The organism is Kineococcus haloalkalitolerans (assembly GCF_050871905.1).
Lineage (GTDB): Bacteria > Actinomycetota > Actinomycetes > Actinomycetales > Kineococcaceae > Kineococcus.
The window spans coordinates 1-15,817 of sequence record NZ_JBJLSH010000003.1 but is presented as its reverse complement, the minus strand read 5'-3'; the positions used below and the strand labels follow the sequence as shown (position 1 = coordinate 15,817).

General features: G+C 74.4%; 13 protein-coding genes and 1 pseudogene. 8 read left to right on the top strand and 6 right to left on the bottom strand.

The window, feature by feature from the left end; all coding sequences use genetic code 11:
• Positions 1-6: 6 nt before the first annotated feature.
• From gyrB to dnaA, 6 genes are all read right to left on the bottom strand, one after another.
• On the bottom strand, positions 7-2,109 hold the full coding sequence (gene gyrB, locus ACRYMY_RS02010; RefSeq protein ID WP_432545597.1) for a DNA topoisomerase (ATP-hydrolyzing) subunit B: 2,103 nt from the start codon (positions 2,107-2,109) through the stop codon (positions 7-9).
• Between the two features lie 285 nt (positions 2,110-2,394).
• Positions 2,395-3,087 (bottom strand): DciA family protein, encoded by a 693-nt coding sequence (locus ACRYMY_RS02005; protein WP_432545596.1) that lies wholly within the window; start codon positions 3,085-3,087, stop codon positions 2,395-2,397.
• Positions 3,077-4,252, bottom strand: coding sequence for a DNA replication/repair protein RecF (recF, locus tag ACRYMY_RS02000; RefSeq protein WP_432545595.1), 1,176 nt, complete (start codon positions 4,250-4,252; stop codon positions 3,077-3,079). The genes ACRYMY_RS02005 and recF overlap by 11 nt, the downstream gene beginning before the upstream one ends.
• Before the next feature lie 7 nt (positions 4,253-4,259).
• A complete protein-coding gene (gnd, locus tag ACRYMY_RS01995) occupies positions 4,260-5,171 on the bottom strand; it encodes a phosphogluconate dehydrogenase (NAD(+)-dependent, decarboxylating) (RefSeq protein ID WP_432545594.1) in 912 nt (303 codons plus the stop codon).
• A gap of 106 nt (positions 5,172-5,277) precedes the next feature.
• A complete protein-coding gene (gene dnaN / locus ACRYMY_RS01990) occupies positions 5,278-6,405 on the bottom strand; it encodes a DNA polymerase III subunit beta (RefSeq protein ID WP_432545593.1) in 1,128 nt (375 codons plus the stop codon).
• Positions 6,406-7,197: 792 nt separating this feature from the next.
• Positions 7,198-8,775 (bottom strand): chromosomal replication initiator protein DnaA, encoded by a 1,578-nt coding sequence (gene dnaA / locus ACRYMY_RS01985; RefSeq protein WP_432545592.1) that lies wholly within the window; start codon positions 8,773-8,775, stop codon positions 7,198-7,200.
• A 332-nt stretch (positions 8,776-9,107) separates the two neighbouring features.
• Here dnaA and rpmH point away from each other — a divergent pair, with 332 nt between their 5' ends.
• The 8 genes and pseudogenes from rpmH to ACRYMY_RS01945 all read left to right on the top strand — a co-directional run bounded on the left by rpmH (position 9,108) and on the right by ACRYMY_RS01945 (position 15,683).
• Positions 9,108-9,245 (top strand): 50S ribosomal protein L34, encoded by a 138-nt coding sequence (gene rpmH, locus ACRYMY_RS01980; protein ID WP_369054182.1) that lies wholly within the window; start codon positions 9,108-9,110, stop codon positions 9,243-9,245.
• Between the two features lie 15 nt (positions 9,246-9,260).
• Entirely contained in the window at positions 9,261-9,665 is a 405-nt protein-coding gene (gene rnpA, locus ACRYMY_RS01975; protein WP_432545591.1) for a ribonuclease P protein component, read from the top strand.
• Positions 9,662-10,003 (top strand): membrane protein insertion efficiency factor YidD, encoded by a 342-nt coding sequence (gene yidD / locus ACRYMY_RS01970; protein WP_432545590.1) that lies wholly within the window; start codon positions 9,662-9,664, stop codon positions 10,001-10,003. Before rnpA ends, yidD begins: the two co-directional genes overlap by 4 nt.
• Positions 10,004-10,156: 153 nt before the next feature.
• Positions 10,157-11,152: a membrane protein insertase YidC gene (yidC, locus tag ACRYMY_RS01965; protein WP_432545589.1), complete on the top strand. Its 996-nt coding sequence runs from the start codon at positions 10,157-10,159 to the stop codon at positions 11,150-11,152.
• 88 nt (positions 11,153-11,240) lie between these two features.
• On the top strand, positions 11,241-11,837 hold the full coding sequence (locus ACRYMY_RS01960) for a Jag family protein (RefSeq protein ID WP_432545588.1): 597 nt from the start codon (positions 11,241-11,243) through the stop codon (positions 11,835-11,837).
• Between the two features lie 192 nt (positions 11,838-12,029).
• A pseudogene (gene rsmG, locus ACRYMY_RS01955) lies at positions 12,030-12,803 on the top strand (16S rRNA (guanine(527)-N(7))-methyltransferase RsmG); the annotation flags it as partial.
• A 310-nt stretch (positions 12,804-13,113) separates the two neighbouring features.
• Positions 13,114-14,394 carry a ParA family protein gene (locus tag ACRYMY_RS01950; protein ID WP_432545770.1) on the top strand — a complete coding sequence of 427 codons (1,281 nt, stop codon included), beginning with the start codon at positions 13,114-13,116 and terminating at the stop codon, positions 14,392-14,394.
• Entirely contained in the window at positions 14,391-15,683 is a 1,293-nt protein-coding gene (locus ACRYMY_RS01945) for a ParB/RepB/Spo0J family partition protein (protein ID WP_432545587.1), read from the top strand. Before ACRYMY_RS01950 ends, ACRYMY_RS01945 begins: the two co-directional genes overlap by 4 nt.
• The last annotated feature ends 134 nt before the right edge of the window (positions 15,684-15,817 follow it).

Below are 15,817 nucleotides of genomic sequence, written 5' to 3'. Positions count from 1 at the left end.
CGCCGGCTACACGTCGAGGAACCGCACGTCGCGGGCGTTGCGCTGGATGAAGCCGCGGCGGGACTCCACGTCCTCGCCCATGAGCACGGCGAAGATGGCGTCGGCCGCGGCGGCGTCCTCGAGGGTGACCTGCAGCAGGGTGCGGTGCGCCGGGTCCATCGTCGTCTCCGACAGCTCGTCCCAGTTCATCTCGCCCAGCCCCTTGTAGCGCTGGACGGCGTTCTCCTTGGGCAGCTTCTTGCCGGCCTCGCGCCCGGCCGCGATGAGGGCGTCGCGCTCGCGGTCGGAGTAGGCGAACTCGTGCGCCTGCCCGCCCATCCACTTGATCCGGTACAGCGGCGGCTGCGCCAGGTAGACGTGGCCGTTCTCCACCAGCGGCTTCATGTACCGGAACAGCAGCGTCAGCAGCAGCGTGCGGATGTGCTGCCCGTCGACGTCCGCGTCGGCCATGATGATGATCTTGTGGTACCTCAGCTTGTCGAGGCTGAAGTCCTCGCCGATGCCGGTGCCGAACGCCGTGATGAGCGACTGCACCTCCTGGTTGCCCAGGGCGCGGTCCAGGCGCGCCTTCTCGACGTTGAGGATCTTGCCGCGGATGGCGAGGATCGCCTGGGTGCGCGGGTCGCGGCCGCGGGTGGCCGAACCGCCCGCGGAGTCGCCCTCGACGATGAACACCTCGCACTCGGCGGGGTTGCGCGACTGGCAGTCCTTGAGCTTGCTGGGCATGGAGTTGCGCTCCATGAGGCTCTTGCGGCTGGTGTCGCGCGCCTTGCGGGCCGCCATGCGCGCCACGGCCGCGCCGACCGCCTTCTGCGCGATGACCCGCGCCTCCTTGGGGTTGGCGGCGAACCAGTGCCCCAGGTGCTCGCGCACCTGCTGCTGCACGAACGTGCGGGCGATCGTGTTGCCCAGCTTCGTCTTCGTCTGCCCCTCGAACTGCGGCTCGCCGAGCTTGACGGAGATCACCGCGGTCAGGCCCTCGCGGATGTCGGCGCCCTCGACGGCCGTCTTGTCCTTGAGGACGTCGCGGACGTAGTCGCCCACCAGCGTCGTCAGCGCGCCGCGGAACCCGGCCTCGTGGGTGCCGCCCTCGGAGGTGTTGATGGTGTTCGCGTACGTGAACACCGACTCCGTGTAGGCGGTCGTCCACTGCAGGGCCAGCTCGACGGAGATGCCGCGCTCGGTGTCCTCGGCCTCCAGCGCGATGACCGACTCGTGCAGCGGGTCGTTCTTCTTCAGCGAGTTCACGTGGGTGACGTAGTCGACGAGCCCGCCGTCGTAGCGGAAGGTGACCTCGCGCTCGGTCTTGACGTCGGTCGACTCAGCCTCCCCCTCGTCCTCGGGGTGCGCGCGCTCGTCGACCAGGCAGATGGTTAGGCCCTTGTTGAGGAACGCCATCTGCTGGAAGCGGGTGCGCAGCGTGTCGAAGGAGAACTCGGTCGTCTCGAACGTCTCGGCGCTGGGCCAGAACGTGACGGTCGTGCCGGTCTCGTCGGTGTCCTCGCCCTGCGCCAGCGGCGCCACGGGCACGCCGTCGGCGTAGGACTGCCGCCACACCGAGCCCTGCCGGCGGATCTCCACCTCGAGCTTCCGCGACAGCGCGTTGACGACGGAGATGCCCACGCCGTGCAGGCCGCCGGAGACGGAGTACCCGCCGCCGCCGAACTTGCCGCCCGCGTGCAGCACCGTGAGGACGACCTCGACGGCCGGGCGGCCCTCGCCGGCCATGACGTCGACGGGGATCCCGCGGCCGTTGTCCTCCACGCGCACCCCGCCGTCGACGGTCAGGGTCACGCGGATGGTGTCGCAGTGCCCGGCCAGCGCCTCGTCGACGGAGTTGTCGACGACCTCGTAGACGAGGTGGTGCAGGCCGCGCTCACCGGTGGAGCCGATGTACATGCCGGGGCGCTTGCGCACCGCCTCCAGGCCCTCGAGGACGGTGATGGCGTCGGCGCCGTACTCGCCGCCCACGGCCCCGTCGGTGCTCACCGTGCCGTCGGGCGCCACGGCGTCCGCGAGGGAGGGGACCCCGGAAGGCGTGGCGGGGGCGGCGGAGGCGTCCGCGGGGGTGGGCTGGGGGGTGTCCTCGGGACGGTCCTCGTTCGGCACGGTGATGCGAGCTCCCTCCGGTGGGGCGGCCGTGCGGGACCGGCGCGGGGGACCTCGCGGGCCCGTGACGCCAGAGGCCCGTCGACCGCCAGGTTCTCCCCGATCCTACCCCGCCGGGCCCCCGCCCCTCGCGTCCTGAGGCCCTGTGGCGCCCCCTGCGCGGCGCGACCCCCCGCGCGCGTGGTCCCCCACACGAGCGGGGGGCCGTCCGTGCCGGGGCGCGTCCGCGGCCCGCGCCCTCGCCGTGCCCCGTCGCACCTCCCGTCGCAGCGGGTGGAGCGCCGGTCAGCCGTAGGTGTCGCGCGGCCCCCGCCCGCCCGGGGCCGAGCGCCCGCCCCTGCGCCACGACGGGCTGCGCGGCCCGCGCACGACGACCTTGGTGACGACCCCGTGCCCCAGCTCCTCGTCGAGGCGGCGCACCAGGTGGCTGGTCAGCAGCCGCACCTGGGTGGCCCACGCCGTGGACTCCGCGCGCACGACGAGCGTGCCGTCGGTCAGCGACTCCGGCTCGCAGTGCCCCGCCAGGTCCGGGCCCACCACGACGTCCCAGCGCCCGAACGCCCCGCCCACGGCGACCGGCTGCTCCCAGCCGCGCTCGCCCACCAGCCGCGACAGCGTCGAGTCGAGCGTCTGGGGGTCGCGGGCGTCGGGGTGGGCGCCCGATCGCACCGAGGCGTCCGGGCGGCGCGGACGGCCCGCCACCGGACCCCCGGCGACGTGCTCGGCGAAGGTGCGGGCGGTGGTCCGGCCGCCCAGCGGCTGCACGCCCGGGCGCAGCCCCTTCGCCGCGGCCGCCGCCCGCGCCCGGCCCAGCGCCGTGCGGGCCAGGTCCGCGCCCGTGGGCTCGTCCTCGCCCGGCGGCGGGCCGGTGGCCGCCTCCGGCAGCAGCGGCGCGTCGGCGTCGCCGTCCAGCTCCCCCGGGTCCTCACCGGGCGGCTCGCCGGGTCCGCCCGGCTCGTCCGGCTCCTCAGGCGGCACGGACGGCGCTCCCGCTCGTGACGTCCACCCGGTCGGCGCCACCGCCGCGCAGCGCGGGCGGCACGTCCTCGGGCACGGCCGCCGTCACCAGCACCTGCTCCGCGCCGGCGACCACCTCGGCCAGCCGCGCGCGCCGGCCGGCGTCCAGCTCGGCGAACACGTCGTCGAGGACGAGGACGGGCCCGCCGGGGTCGTCCAGCTCGTCGTCGGTCAGCAGCAGCCGGTAGCTGGCCAGCCGCAGCCCCAGGGCCACCGACCAGCTCTCGCCGTGGCTGGCGTACCCCTTGGCGGGCATGCCGCCCAGGGTGAGGACGAGGTCGTCGCGGTGCGGGCCGACCAGGCACACCCCCCGGTCCAGCTCGGCGGGGCGCTGCTCGGCGGCCTGCGCCAGCAGCGCGTCGCGCAGCTCCCCCCGCCCCGGGACGGCCCCGCCGGGGGTCGTCGCGACGCCCTCGGCCAGCAGCGGCAGCGCGCTGCGGTAGCCCAGCTCCAGCTCGCCCTGCCCCGCGCTGACCGCCCGGTACGCCTCGGAGGCGGGACCGCGCAGGTCCTCCAGCAGCCGCAGCCGCGCCGCCAGCAGCTCCGCGCCGAGCTCGGCGAGCTGGGCGTCCCACACGTCGAGGGTGCCGGGGTCCCCGCGGCCCGAGCGCAGCGCCGGCCCCGCCGACTTCAGCAGCGCCGTGCGCTGGCGCACGACGCGGTCGTAGTCGGCGCGCAGGCCCGCCACCCGCGGCCAGCGCGTCACCAGCAGGTCGTCCAGGTAGCGCCGGCGCCCGTCGGGGTCGCCCTTGACCAGCGCCAGGTCCTCGGGGGCGAACAGGACGCTGCGCAGCGTGCCCAGCACCTCCCGGGGGCGGCGCACGGGGGCGCCGTTGAGCCGCGCGCGGTTGGCGCGGCCGGGGGTGATCTCCAGCTCGACCAGGGCCCGCCGGCCGCCGCGGGCCAGCTCGGCGCGCACCACGGCCCGGGAGGCGCCCTGCCGCACGAGCGGCGCGTCCCCGGACACGCGGTGGCTGCCGAGCGTGGCCACGTAGCCGACGGCCTCGACGAGGTTGGTCTTGCCCTGCCCGTTCAGGCCCACGAACGTCGTCGTGCCGGGCCGCAGGTCGAGCTCGAGCCGCTCGTAGGAGCGGAAGTCGGCCAGCGACAGGTGCGCGACGTGCACGCGGGGCCTAGTGGGTGGAGCCGGTACCGGAGGTCGGCCCGGCGTCCGTGACGGCGTGCCCGCCGAACTGGTTGCGCAGCGCCGCGACGGCCTTGATCGACGGGGAGTCCTCCTGGCGGGAGGAGAAGCGCGCGAACAGCGCGGCCGCGAGGACCGGCATGGGCACGGCGTTCTCCACGGCCTGCTCCAGCGTCCAGCGGCCCTCGCCGGAGTCCTGCGCGTACCCGCGCAGGTTCGCCAGCTTCGGGTCCTCCTCCAGGGCGCGCACGAGCAGGTCCAGCAGCCAGGAGCGCACGACCGTGCCGCGCGTCCACGCCTTGAAGACCGCGGGGACGTCCTTGATGATCCCCTTGGCCTCCAGCAGCTCGTAGCCCTCGGCGTAGGCGTGCATCAGCCCGTACTCGATGCCGTTGTGGACCATCTTCGAGTAGTGGCCCGCGCCGACGCCGCCGGCGTGGACGAAGCCCTCCTCGCGCGGGCCGTCGGGGCGCAGCGCGTCGAAGACGGGCATGGCGGCCTGCACGTGGGCGCTGGAGCCGCCGCACATGAGCCCGTAGCCGTTGTCCCTGCCCCACACGCCGCCGGAGACGCCGCAGTCCACGTAGCCGGTGCCGCGCTCGGCCAGGAGCTTGGCGTTGACCTCGTCGTCGGTCCACTTGGAGTTGCCGCCGTCGATGACCAGGTCGCCGTCGCCCAGCAGCGGCGCCAGCGCGGCCACCGTGTCCCGGGTGATCTTGCCGGAGGGCACCATGACCCAGACGACCTTCGGCGAGGGCAGGGCCTCCACGAGGGCGGCGAGGCTGGGCACGTCGGTGACGTCGGGGTTCGGGTCGAACCCGGTCACCTCGACGCCCTTGTCGCGCAGGCGGGCGCGCATGTTGCCACCCATCTTCCCGAGACCGACGAGGCCGATGTGCATGAGCGGGGTCCCTCCGTCTGCCGGCGTCCGCCGGCGGTGCTGTTCGCGGATCGTGCTGTTCACGGGTGGTGGGCCCGCGGGCCGCGCGGGCTCCGCGGGCGGCCGGTCAGCCGGCCAGCCGGACCGGCATCAGCAGGTACCGGTAGCCGGTGTCGTCCTCCCCGTCCTGCTCGTCCTGACCGGTGATGACGGCCGGACGGGTCGGCTGGGTGAACGACAGGCGGGCCCAGGCCGCGCCGAGCGCGCCCAGCCCGTCGAGCAGGAACTGCGGGTTGAAGGCGATGGAGATCTCCTCGCCGACCAGGGTGGCCTCCAGGGCCTCCGACGCCTGCGCGTCGTCGCCCTGGCCCGCCTCCAAGGACAGCACGCCGTCGGTGAAGCGCAAGCGCACCGGGGTGTTGCGCTCGGCGACCAGCGCGACGCGCTTGACGGCCTCCGTCAGCGCGGCCGTGGACACGACGGCGTGGGTGGGCGACTCGGCGGGGAACAGCGAGCGCACCTTGGGGTACTCGCCGTCCACCAGCAGCGACGTGGCGTGCCGGCCGGCGGCCTGGAAGCCGATGAGGTCGCTGCCGCCGTCGGCCAGGGCCATCGTGATCGACCCCGTCGCGCCCAGCGAGCGCGCGACCTCCGACAGCGTGCGGGCGCGCACCAGGGCCACGGCCTCCATGTCCGGCGACGCCGGGTTCCAGCGCAGCTCGCGCACGGCCAGCCGGTACCGGTCGGTGGCCAGCAGGCTGAGCCGGTCGCCCTCGATCTCCATCCGCACGCCCGTGAGGATCGGCAGCGTCTCGTCGCGGCTCGCGGCCACGGTGACCTGGCCGACGGCCTCGGTGAACGCGTCGCCCGGCAGGGTGCCGGAGGACTCGGGCAGGCCCGGCAGCGACGGGTACTCCTCCACCGGCATCGTCAGCAGCGAGAAGCGGCTGCTGCCGCACGTCACGGTGACCTTGGAGCCCTCGGTGACCATGCTCACCGGCCGGCCCGGCAGGCTGCGCGAGATGTCGGCCAGCAGCCGGCCCGAGACGAGCACCGTGCCGGCGGTGCGCACGTCGGCCGGCACCTCCACGCGCGCCGACACCTCGTAGTCGAAGGTCGACAGCGTCAGGGTGCCCTCGTCGGAGGCCTCCATCAGGACACCGGCCAGGACCGGGACGGGCGGCCGGGCCGGCAGCGCGCGGGCCGCCCACGCGACGGCGTCGGCCAGCACGTCGCGCTCGACCTGCAACTCCACCAGGAACCGCCCCCTCACCCGTGCCGGGCCCACCTGCTGCGGGTCCGCTGCGTGCGCGTCCCGCGGCGACGGCTGCGCTCGCGGGCGGCTTCCGACAGTAGTGGAGAGCACCGACCGGGGGGACCCGGGGCGGGGCGGGCGTCCTGCGGGTGCCGGTGGGCACCGGGGCGGCGCGCCCCGGTCAGGCGCTCACCGCTATCGAGCGCTATCGACCGCTATCGCGGCTGTTCGAACACCGCCGGGAGGCCGTCACTCTCCGCGACCACCGCCCGTGCTGGGTCCTCCGTCACGGCCGGCCCCGCCAGGGGCCGTGGAGCCCCTCCCCTGGCCGAGGTCCCCGCCGTCCACCGCCACCTGTCCACACCTCTCGTGGGTGACCTCTTCGTCATGGGGAGGGGTCCATCGTCGTAGTCGCCCGTGTGGAGGCTGTGGACAACCCGGTGTCGTCGCAGGTCAGCGGGCGATCCACCCCCTCCTGTGGATGGGGAGGACCTGCGGACGGCGACCCCGTCGTGTCCACAGGCCCGTGGACGGCCCGGCGGCCGTCCACGGCCGTGCACACCCGGCACGGGGTCCGTCCACCGCTCCTCCACCGGGTTGTCCACCGGCTGTGGCTCCGTCGTCCACAGGTCTGTCCCCAGGGTGTGGACGACTGTGGACGACCTGGTGCGGGAGGGTCCTGGCAGGCCGCGGACGCGCAGGAGCCCCGCACGCGGTGCGTGCGGGGCTCCCGTCGGAGGTCGTCGCGGAGCGGGGCCGGGCGGTGCTCAGGTCACCGCCGGACGCCGTCGGTCAGGCGCCGGCCTGCTTCTTGATGCGGTTGGTCAGCTCGGTGACCTGGTTGTACGTGCTGCGGCGCTCGGCCATCTGCTGCTTGATCTTGCGCTCGGCGTGCATGACCGTCGTGTGGTCCCGGCCGCCGAAGTGCTGGCCGATCTTCGGCAGCGACAGCTCCGTCAGCTCCCGGCACAGGTACATGGCGATCTGGCGCGCCGTCACCAGCGTGCGCGAGCGCGACGTCCCGCACAGGTCCTCCAGCGTCACGCTGAAGTAGGACGCCGTCTGCCCCATGATCGCCGCCGCGGTGATCTCCGGCGTCTCGTCGTTGGGGATGAGGTCGCGCAGCACGATCTCCGCCAGCTGCATGTCCACGGCCTGGCGGTTCAGGCTCGCGAACGCCGTCACGCGGATCAGCGCGCCCTCCAGCTCCCGGATGTTCGAGGAGATCTTGGAGGCGATGTACTCCTTGACGTCGTCGGGCACCTCCAGGCGCTCGCCGATCGCCTTCTTGCGCAGGATGGCGATGCGCGTCTCGAGGTCCGGCGGCTGGACGTCGGTGATCAGCCCCCACTCGAAGCGGCTGCGCATGCGCTCCTCGAAGCCCGACAGCTGCTTCGGCGGCAGGTCGGAGGTGATCACGACCTGCTTGCTGGCGTTGTGCAGCGTGTTGAAGGTGTGGAAGAACTCCTCCTGCGTCTGCACCTTGTTCGACAGGAACTGGATGTCGTCGATGAGGAGGACGTCCACGTCGCGGTACCGGCGCTGGAAGGCCTGGGCCTTGTCGTCGCGGATGCTGTTGATGAAGTCGTTGGTGAACTCCTCGGAGTTCACGTACCGCACCTGCACCCCCGGGTAGAGGTTCTGCGCGTAGTGCCCGATCGCGTGCAGCAGGTGGGTCTTGCCCAGTCCGGACTCGCCGTAGATGAACAGCGGGTTGTAGGCCTTCGCGGGCGCCTCGGCCACCGCCACGGCGGCCGCGTGCGCGAAGCGGTTGCTGGCCCCGATGACGAAGCTCTCGAAGATGTACTTCGGGTTCAGCCGGGCGTTCTCGACCTTCTGCGTCGCCCGCGCCCGCGGCGCCTGCCGGCCCGTGCCCGGCCCGCGCTCGACCTTGTAGCCGGTGAACAGCAGGTCGGGGTCGGAGTCGTCCAGCGGCGAGCCGGTGCCGTACTCGTCCTCGGGGGCGCCGTCCGGACCGCCGTCCGCCGGGTGCGTCCCCCGCGCTTCGGCCTCCAGCGTCCCGACCACGGCGACGCGCTCGCGCTCCAGCGTCGAGGCACCAGCGGCGGAGGACTCCCCCGTCAGCTCCGGCGCCAGGGTCGCCCCGATCGAGGGGTCCACCGTGACCGCGAGCCGCACCGCCAGGCCCAGCTCGTCGCCCAGGGCCCGGGTCAGCGGCTCGCGGACCTTCTGCTCGATGACCTCCTTGGTGAGGTCGTTGGGCACCGCGAGCAGCGCGGTCCCGTCCAGCAGGCCCAGCGGCCGCGTCAGCCGCACGAAGGCGCGCTGGTGGGGGGTGACCCCGCCCTCGTCCAGTCGCGCGACCGCGCGCTGCCAGACGCTGGGGAAGTCGCCGCCGTCGCTGTCCACTCGAGCCCTCTCCCGTCGTGACGGAACCGTTCGACGGGCTTCGTCCACACCTGAGTCCACAGCTTGTGCACGACGCCCGGGACAGGAGGGGACCGGCCCCGTGGGGGACCCGCCGTGGGCCTCCCCGCGCGGACGTCGGCGCGTCGACCCGGGACGGTAACAACGCCGACGGGCGGCGTTCAAGTGGCGGCCACCGCCGGCCGCCGGGCGGGACGGCCCGCGCTTTGACCCGACCGGCACCGCCCCCGTACTCTGGTGGAGATTGTGCTCCGAGCCGGTAGCGCCCCACGGCCGCGGCGGGAGCCCGGACCTGGCGAGCATGGAGAACTGACGTGAGCAAGCGCACCTTCCAGCCGAACAACCGTCGGCGGGCCAAGACGCACGGCTTCCGCCTGCGCATGCGCACCCGTGCCGGGCGCGCCATCCTCTCCGCGCGCCGCCTGAAGGGGCGCGCGAACCTCTCCGCCTGATCCCGGGGCGACCGCGTGCTGCCCGCGGCGCACCGCCTGCGGCGGCGGGACGAGTTCTCCGCCGCCTTCCGCGGTGCCCGCGCCGGCACGCGTCGCCTCGTCGTCCACTTCTCTCCCGCGGGTGAGCCGGTGGACGGTGCGGACGCCTCCACGGCACCGGCCCACCCCCTGCGGGTGGGCTTCGTCGTGTCCAAGGCCGTCGGCGGGTCCGTCGTGCGGCACCGCGTGCAGCGGCGGCTGCGGCACCTGGCCGCCGCCGCGCTGCCCGGCCTGCCCGCCGGCGGCCTGCTCGTCGTGCGGGCCCTGCCCGCGGCCGCCGACGCCACCTCCGCCGAGCTGGGCTCCGACCTCGACCGCGGGCTGCGCCGCCTCGGTCTGGGGACGCCGCGACCCGAGGCGCAGCGTCCGGGGACCTCGTGACCGGGGACGGCTCGACCGCCGACCCGGTGGCCGCCGACAGCGCCCAGGAGCCCGCCCCGGAGCCTGCGCGCCCCTGGTGGCACCCGGTGCGCTGGCCCTCCGGGCTGCTCGTGCTCCTCGTGCGCGCCTACCAGCTGCTCGTGTCCCCCCTGCTGGGGCCGACCTGCCGCTTCTACCCCTCCTGCTCCGCGTACGCCGTCGAGGCGCTGCGCACCCGCGGGCTCGTCGTGGGCACCTGGCTCACCGTGCGGCGCCTGCTGCGCTGCCACCCGTGGAACCCTGGGGGGGTGGACCACGTTCCGCGGAGAGGCTCGCCGCGGACCAGGTCGGGCCGGTGACCGGCCCGACCGCACCACAGACGGTGCAGGCGGAGCCTCGGCCCCGCCTGCCAGCGCACGGCGACACGTGTGCGCGGTGAGGGGGCCCCGTCCCGGAGGGCCTCGCACACGACCCGCCGCTCAGCCGGCGAGTGAGGGAGAGGACCTGCCCGGATGATCGATTTCTTCTTCGACCTGCTCTACCCCATCCAGTGGGTGGTGGCGTGGATCATGGTCCGCTTCCACGACCTGTTCACGTTCATCGGCCTGGACGCCGAGGGCGGCGCAGCGTGGTCGCTGTCGATCGTCGGCCTCGTCGTCGTCATCCGGACGCTCCTCATCCCGCTCTTCGTCAAGCAGATCAAGGCGATGCGCGGGATGCAGGTCATCCAGCCGGAGATGCGCAAGATCCAGCAGAAGTACAAGGGCAAGTCGGACCCTGCCAGCCGCCAGGCGATGCAGCAGGAGATGATGTCGCTCTACCGGACCTCGGGCACCAACCCGATGGCCAGCTGCCTGCCGATCCTGCTGCAGTCGCCCATCTTCTTCGCCCTCTTCCACACCCTCAACGGCATCGGGCAGGGCCGCTCGATCGGCGCGCTGACCCCTGACCTGGTGGAGCAGGCCGACAACGCGACCATCTTCGGCTCGCAGCTGTCGAGCATCTTCTGGAACTCCTGGGGCACCGGGGACTGGAACACGATCGTCCTCACCGCGGTGATGATCGTGCTGATGTCGGCGTCGCAGTTCGTGACGCAGAAGCAGCTGATGGCGAAGAACACGTCCTCCGCCTCGATGGAGAACAACCCCTTCGCGCAGCAGCAGAAGCTGATGCTCTACATCCTGCCGATCATCTTCGCCGTCTCCGGCGTCCACTTCCCGATCGGTGTGCTCCTGTACTGGCTGACCACCAACGTGTGGTCGATGGGCCAGCAGTTCGTCGTCATCCGGCGCATGCCCAACCCCGGTTCGCTGGCGGAGAAGGAGCTGGCCGAGCGCCGCGCCCGCCGCGCCGCGCGCCGCGGCGAGGTCCTGCCCGAGGCCCCGGCCGGCTCGGAGCACACAGCGACCGCCGTCGCACCGCCCCGCCGCCAGCGCCAGCAGCCCCGCAAGGGCGGCAGCCGCGAGCAGCGTCAGAAGCGGCCCGGCACCAAGCCGCAGCAGCGCTGAGGACGACCCAGACCCAGGGACCGCGGCCCGCGCCGCGGGCCGGTACCAGCCAGCCACCGTGCGGTGGCGCGCGAGGAGGACGAAGCACGTGAACGGCACGACGGGCGCCGTCGAGGCGCAGGACGACCAGCGGGACGAGCAGGACGCTCCGGCCAGCGCGGCTGCGCCGGCGACGCGGACCGCGCAGTCGCGGCTCGAGGAGGAGGGGGACGTCGCGGCCGACTACCTCGAGGAGCTCCTCGACATCGCCGACCTCGACGGCGACATCGACATCGACATCGAGAACGGCCGCGCGTCGGTCGCCATCGTCGCCGACGAGGCCGGCACCCCGGCCCTGCGGCGGCTCGTCGGCCGGGACGGCGAGGTCCTCGAGGCGCTGCAGGAGCTGACGCGCCTGGCCGTCCAGGCCTCCACCGGCGACCGCACGCGGCTGCTGCTGGACGTGGCCGGACACCGTGCGGCCAAGCGCACCTCCCTGGTCGCCCAGGCGCAGGAGGTCGTGGACCGGGTCCGGACGTCGGGCGAGGCCGAGCGCATGGAGCCCATGTCGGCGTTCGAGCGCAAGGTCGTCCACGACGCCGTGGCCGCCGCCGGACTGCACAGCGAGTCCGAGGGCGAGGAGCCGCAGCGCCGCGTCGTTGTCCTGCCGCGCGAGGTCGCGGGCGGTGACGCAGCGGGCGGCTGAGCCGGTCGGCACCGCGTCCCCGGTAGGGTGACGGGGTGTCTGACGAGCTCCCCGAGGGGGGGGGGGGGGGGGGGGGGGGGGGGGGGGGGGGCGGGCGGGGGGGGGGGGGGGGGGGGGGGGGGGGGGGGGGGGGGGGGGGGGGCCGGGGCGCGCGCCCCCCGGGGGGGGGGGGCGGGCGGCCCCCCCCCCCCCCCGGCGGGCGGCCCCCCCCCCCCCCCCCCCCCCCCCCCCTCTGTCGTTGACGGCCCCTCGACGGACGCCGGTGCGGCACCTGCGACGGCAGCCGAGCTCTTCGGGACCGAGGTCGACCGCGCCACCGCCTACGTGCGGCAGCTGGCCACCGCCGGTGTCGAGCGCGGCCTCATCGGTCCCCGCGAGGTCCCCCGCCTGTGGGAGCGCCACCTCCTGAACTGCGCCTACCTCGGCGAGCTCGTCCCCGACGGGGCGACCGTCGTGGACGTCGGCTCTGGCGCAGGGCTGCCGGGCATCCCGCTGGCGCTGGCCCGGCCCGACCTCACCGTGCGGCTCGTCGAGCCGCTGGAGCGCCGCTTCTCCTTCCTCCGCGAGGTCGTCGAGGTGCTCGAGCTGCGCGACCGCGTCGCCGTCGTGCGCGGGCGCGCGGAGGACGTGCGCGGGGAGTTCACCGGCACCGTCGTCACCGCCCGCGCTGTCGCACCCCTGGCCACCCTCTACGGGTGGACCCTGCCGCTGTGCGCCACCGGCGGTCACCTGCTGGCCATCAAGGGCCGGACGGCTGCTGACGAGGTCGCCGCCGCCGCCGACACCCTGCGCTCTCTCGGCATCACCGAGGAGCCGACCATCGAGCACGTCGGGCCGGACGACGGCACGGGCACCACGGTCGTCCGCGTCCCACGGGGCACGGGGCCGCTGCGTACGCCGTCCACCGCCGGAACGGCCGCGCCGCGCCGCCGGCAAACCGCACGTCGCAGTGCGCGACGCTCCTGACGCACCTGCACACCGCGCCGCTCCGGCGCAGGACGAGAGGGACACGGTGACTGAGCTGGGCTGGTTCGCGACCTCACCCCGCGCCGCGCACGAGAGCACGCCGCTCGGGTGGATCGGTGCGCGGCGCAGCGCGCCGGACGAGACGGATCCGGCGCCGCAGGAGCACGCGGCTACGACGTCGTCGTCGGCACCGGAGGAACCCGTAGCACCTGCGGATGAGCCGGTGTTACTCCAGGCGGAGACGGCCGTTCCACGTGAAACGGACGTCACCGACACAAGTGTGCTGCCGGGGGCAGCGCACGATGCTCCGATGCCTGCCCCAGCGGGTGACGACTCCCACGATGGCGTTTCACGTGGACCGGAGACGCCGGCGCCTCCTGTTGAGGGCGAGGAGGTCCTCCGAGCGGTGGACGCCGTCCCTCTCGTTCGCTCGACGGATGAGAGCGAGCCGTCCGTGCCAGCGGTTGACGTTCCACGTGGAACAGACGCGGATCCCACGGATCTGGTCGGGGCTGCCGCTCCTTCACCCCCTCCCCTCAACGACGTTCCACGTGGAACGGACACCGATGAGGAGGAGGAGCCGGCCACGCTGCCTTCCCCGGCCGCTCGACCCGTCTCGGCGCCGCTGCCCAAGCCGGCCATCACCCGGGTCATGACGATCGCCAACCAGAAGGGTGGCGTCGGCAAGACGACGACGGCCGTCAACATCGCGGCGGCGCTGTCCGCCGGCGGCCTCAAGGTCCTCGTCCTCGACCTGGATCCTCAGGGCAACGCCTCGACGGCGCTCGGGGTCGAGCACCACGCCGACGTCCCGGGGGTGTACGAGGTCCTCGTCGAAGGCCGGCCCCTGGCCGAGGTGGTGCAGCGGTGCGCGGAGGCCCCCGACCTGTGGTGCGCCCCCGCCACGGTGGACTTGGCCGGTGCCGAGATCGAGCTCGTCTCCATGGTCGCCCGCGAGTCCCGCCTGCTGCGGGCGGTGAAGAAGTACCTGACGGCCGTCGAGCGCTCCGGTGAGGGGAGGTTCGACTACGTCCTCATCGACTGCCCCCCCAGCCTGGGACTGCTGACCATCAACGCCTTCGTGGCGGCTCCCGAGGTGCTCATCCCCATCCAGTGCGAGTACTACGCGCTGGAGGGCCTCTCGCAGCTGCTGGCGAACATCGAGCTCATCCAGGAGCACCTGAACCCGGACCTCGAGGTCACGACGATCCTGCTGACCATGTATGACGGGCGCACCCGCCTCGCCGCGCAGGTCGTCGACGAGGTGCGGACGCACTTCGGCGAGCAGGTGCTGCGGACCCTCGTGCCCCGTTCGGTGCGCATCTCCGAGGCGCCGAGTCACGGCCAGACCGTCATGTCGTACGACCCGCTGTCCTCGGGGGCGCTCGCCTACCTGCAGGCCGCGCGAGAGATCGCCCAGCGCGGAGCAGCACCCGAACCGGCGGACACACCTGTGGATCCACGTGAAACATCGGCGGTGGCGCGAGATGCTGCCTCCGGTGCGACGCCGACCGGGGAGGATCCCTGGTCACGGTGGACGGACGGGACGGCACGACGACGCGGTCTGGCGTCGAAGGAAGGTGGAGCGTGAGCGACAAGCGGCGGGGTCTCGGCCGAGGGCTGGGAGCCCTCATCCCGGGTGGAGCGGCCGGTCAGGGGCCGTCGCGGACGGGTGCGGACGGCCGGGCATCGGTGCCGCCCGTCATGCGCCCCTCGGCGCGGCCGGTGGACCTGTTCTTCGACCAGCGCCGCGACGAGCCCAGTGCCGTGGCGGTGCAGGAGGCCGACGCGCCCGCTGACGTCCCGGCTGGCGACAGCGCCGCCGAGTCCGCGGTCGAGGCGCGCCTCGGTGACCTCGCCCTGGTCCGCACCGCGGACCCGGAGGCGGTGGAGGAGCCGGCCTCGACGCCTGACGAGGAGGCGACCGACGACGTCGACGCCCTCACCGCCCAGGAGCCCGCCCCCAGCGCCGAGGTGGTCGTCGAGGGCGAGCCGACGGACGCGGCCGAGCGGCCCGCGCAGGAGGACGAGCAGCCCCCCGCCGAGGCGCTGGCGGTGGACGGCCTGCTCCCCGTCCCCGGTGTGACGTTCGCCGAGATCCCCGTGGAGCGCATCTCCCCGAACCCGCGCCAGCCGCGCACGGTGTTCGACGAGGACGAGCTGGCCGAGCTGGTCCACTCCGTCCGCGAGATCGGCGTCCTCCAGCCCGTCGTGGTGCGGCGGGCCGGGGACGACTACGAGCTCATCATGGGCGAGCGCCGCTGGCGCGCCGCCACCGAGGCCGGTCTGGGCGCCGTCCCGGCGATCGTGCGGGAGACCGCCGACGACGACCTCCTGCGCGACGCGCTGCTGGAGAACCTGCACCGCAGCCAGCTCAACCCCCTGGAGGAGGCGGCCGCCTACCAGCAGCTGCTGGAGGACTTCGGCTGCACGCACGAGGAGCTCGCCGGCCGCATCGGCCGCTCGCGGCCGCAGATCAGCAACACGCTGCGCCTGCTGAAGCTGCCGCCGCTGGTGCAGCGGCGGGTGGCCGCCGGTGTGCTCAGCGCGGGGCACGCGCGGGCCCTGCTGTCCCTGGAGGACGGCGGCGCCATGGAGCGCCTCGCCCAGCGCATCGTCGCCGAGGGCCTGTCCGTGCGCGCCGTCGAGGAGATCATCGCTCTCGGCGAGGCCGACGACACCCCCCGTCGGCGCAACCCGGCCCGCCAGCAGCCCGAGCTGGAGCAGCGCGCCTCCGGCCTGGCCGACCGCCTCGACACCCGCGTGCGCATCACCATGGGCCGCACCCGCGGGCGCCTGACGGTCGACTTCGCCGGTCTGGAGGACCTGGACCGCATCCTCGCTCTCCTGGACGCGCAGCCCGAGGTGCCGGTCAGCTGAGGCGTGCGCCCGCGGGGGTGAGCTCCGCCGCGGGGGGGGGGGGGGGGGGGGGGGGGGGGGCGGGCGCCCGCCCCCCCCCCCCCCCCCCCCCCCCCCCGCCCGCGGCCGCGGGCGCCGAGCCCCCCGCCCCCCCC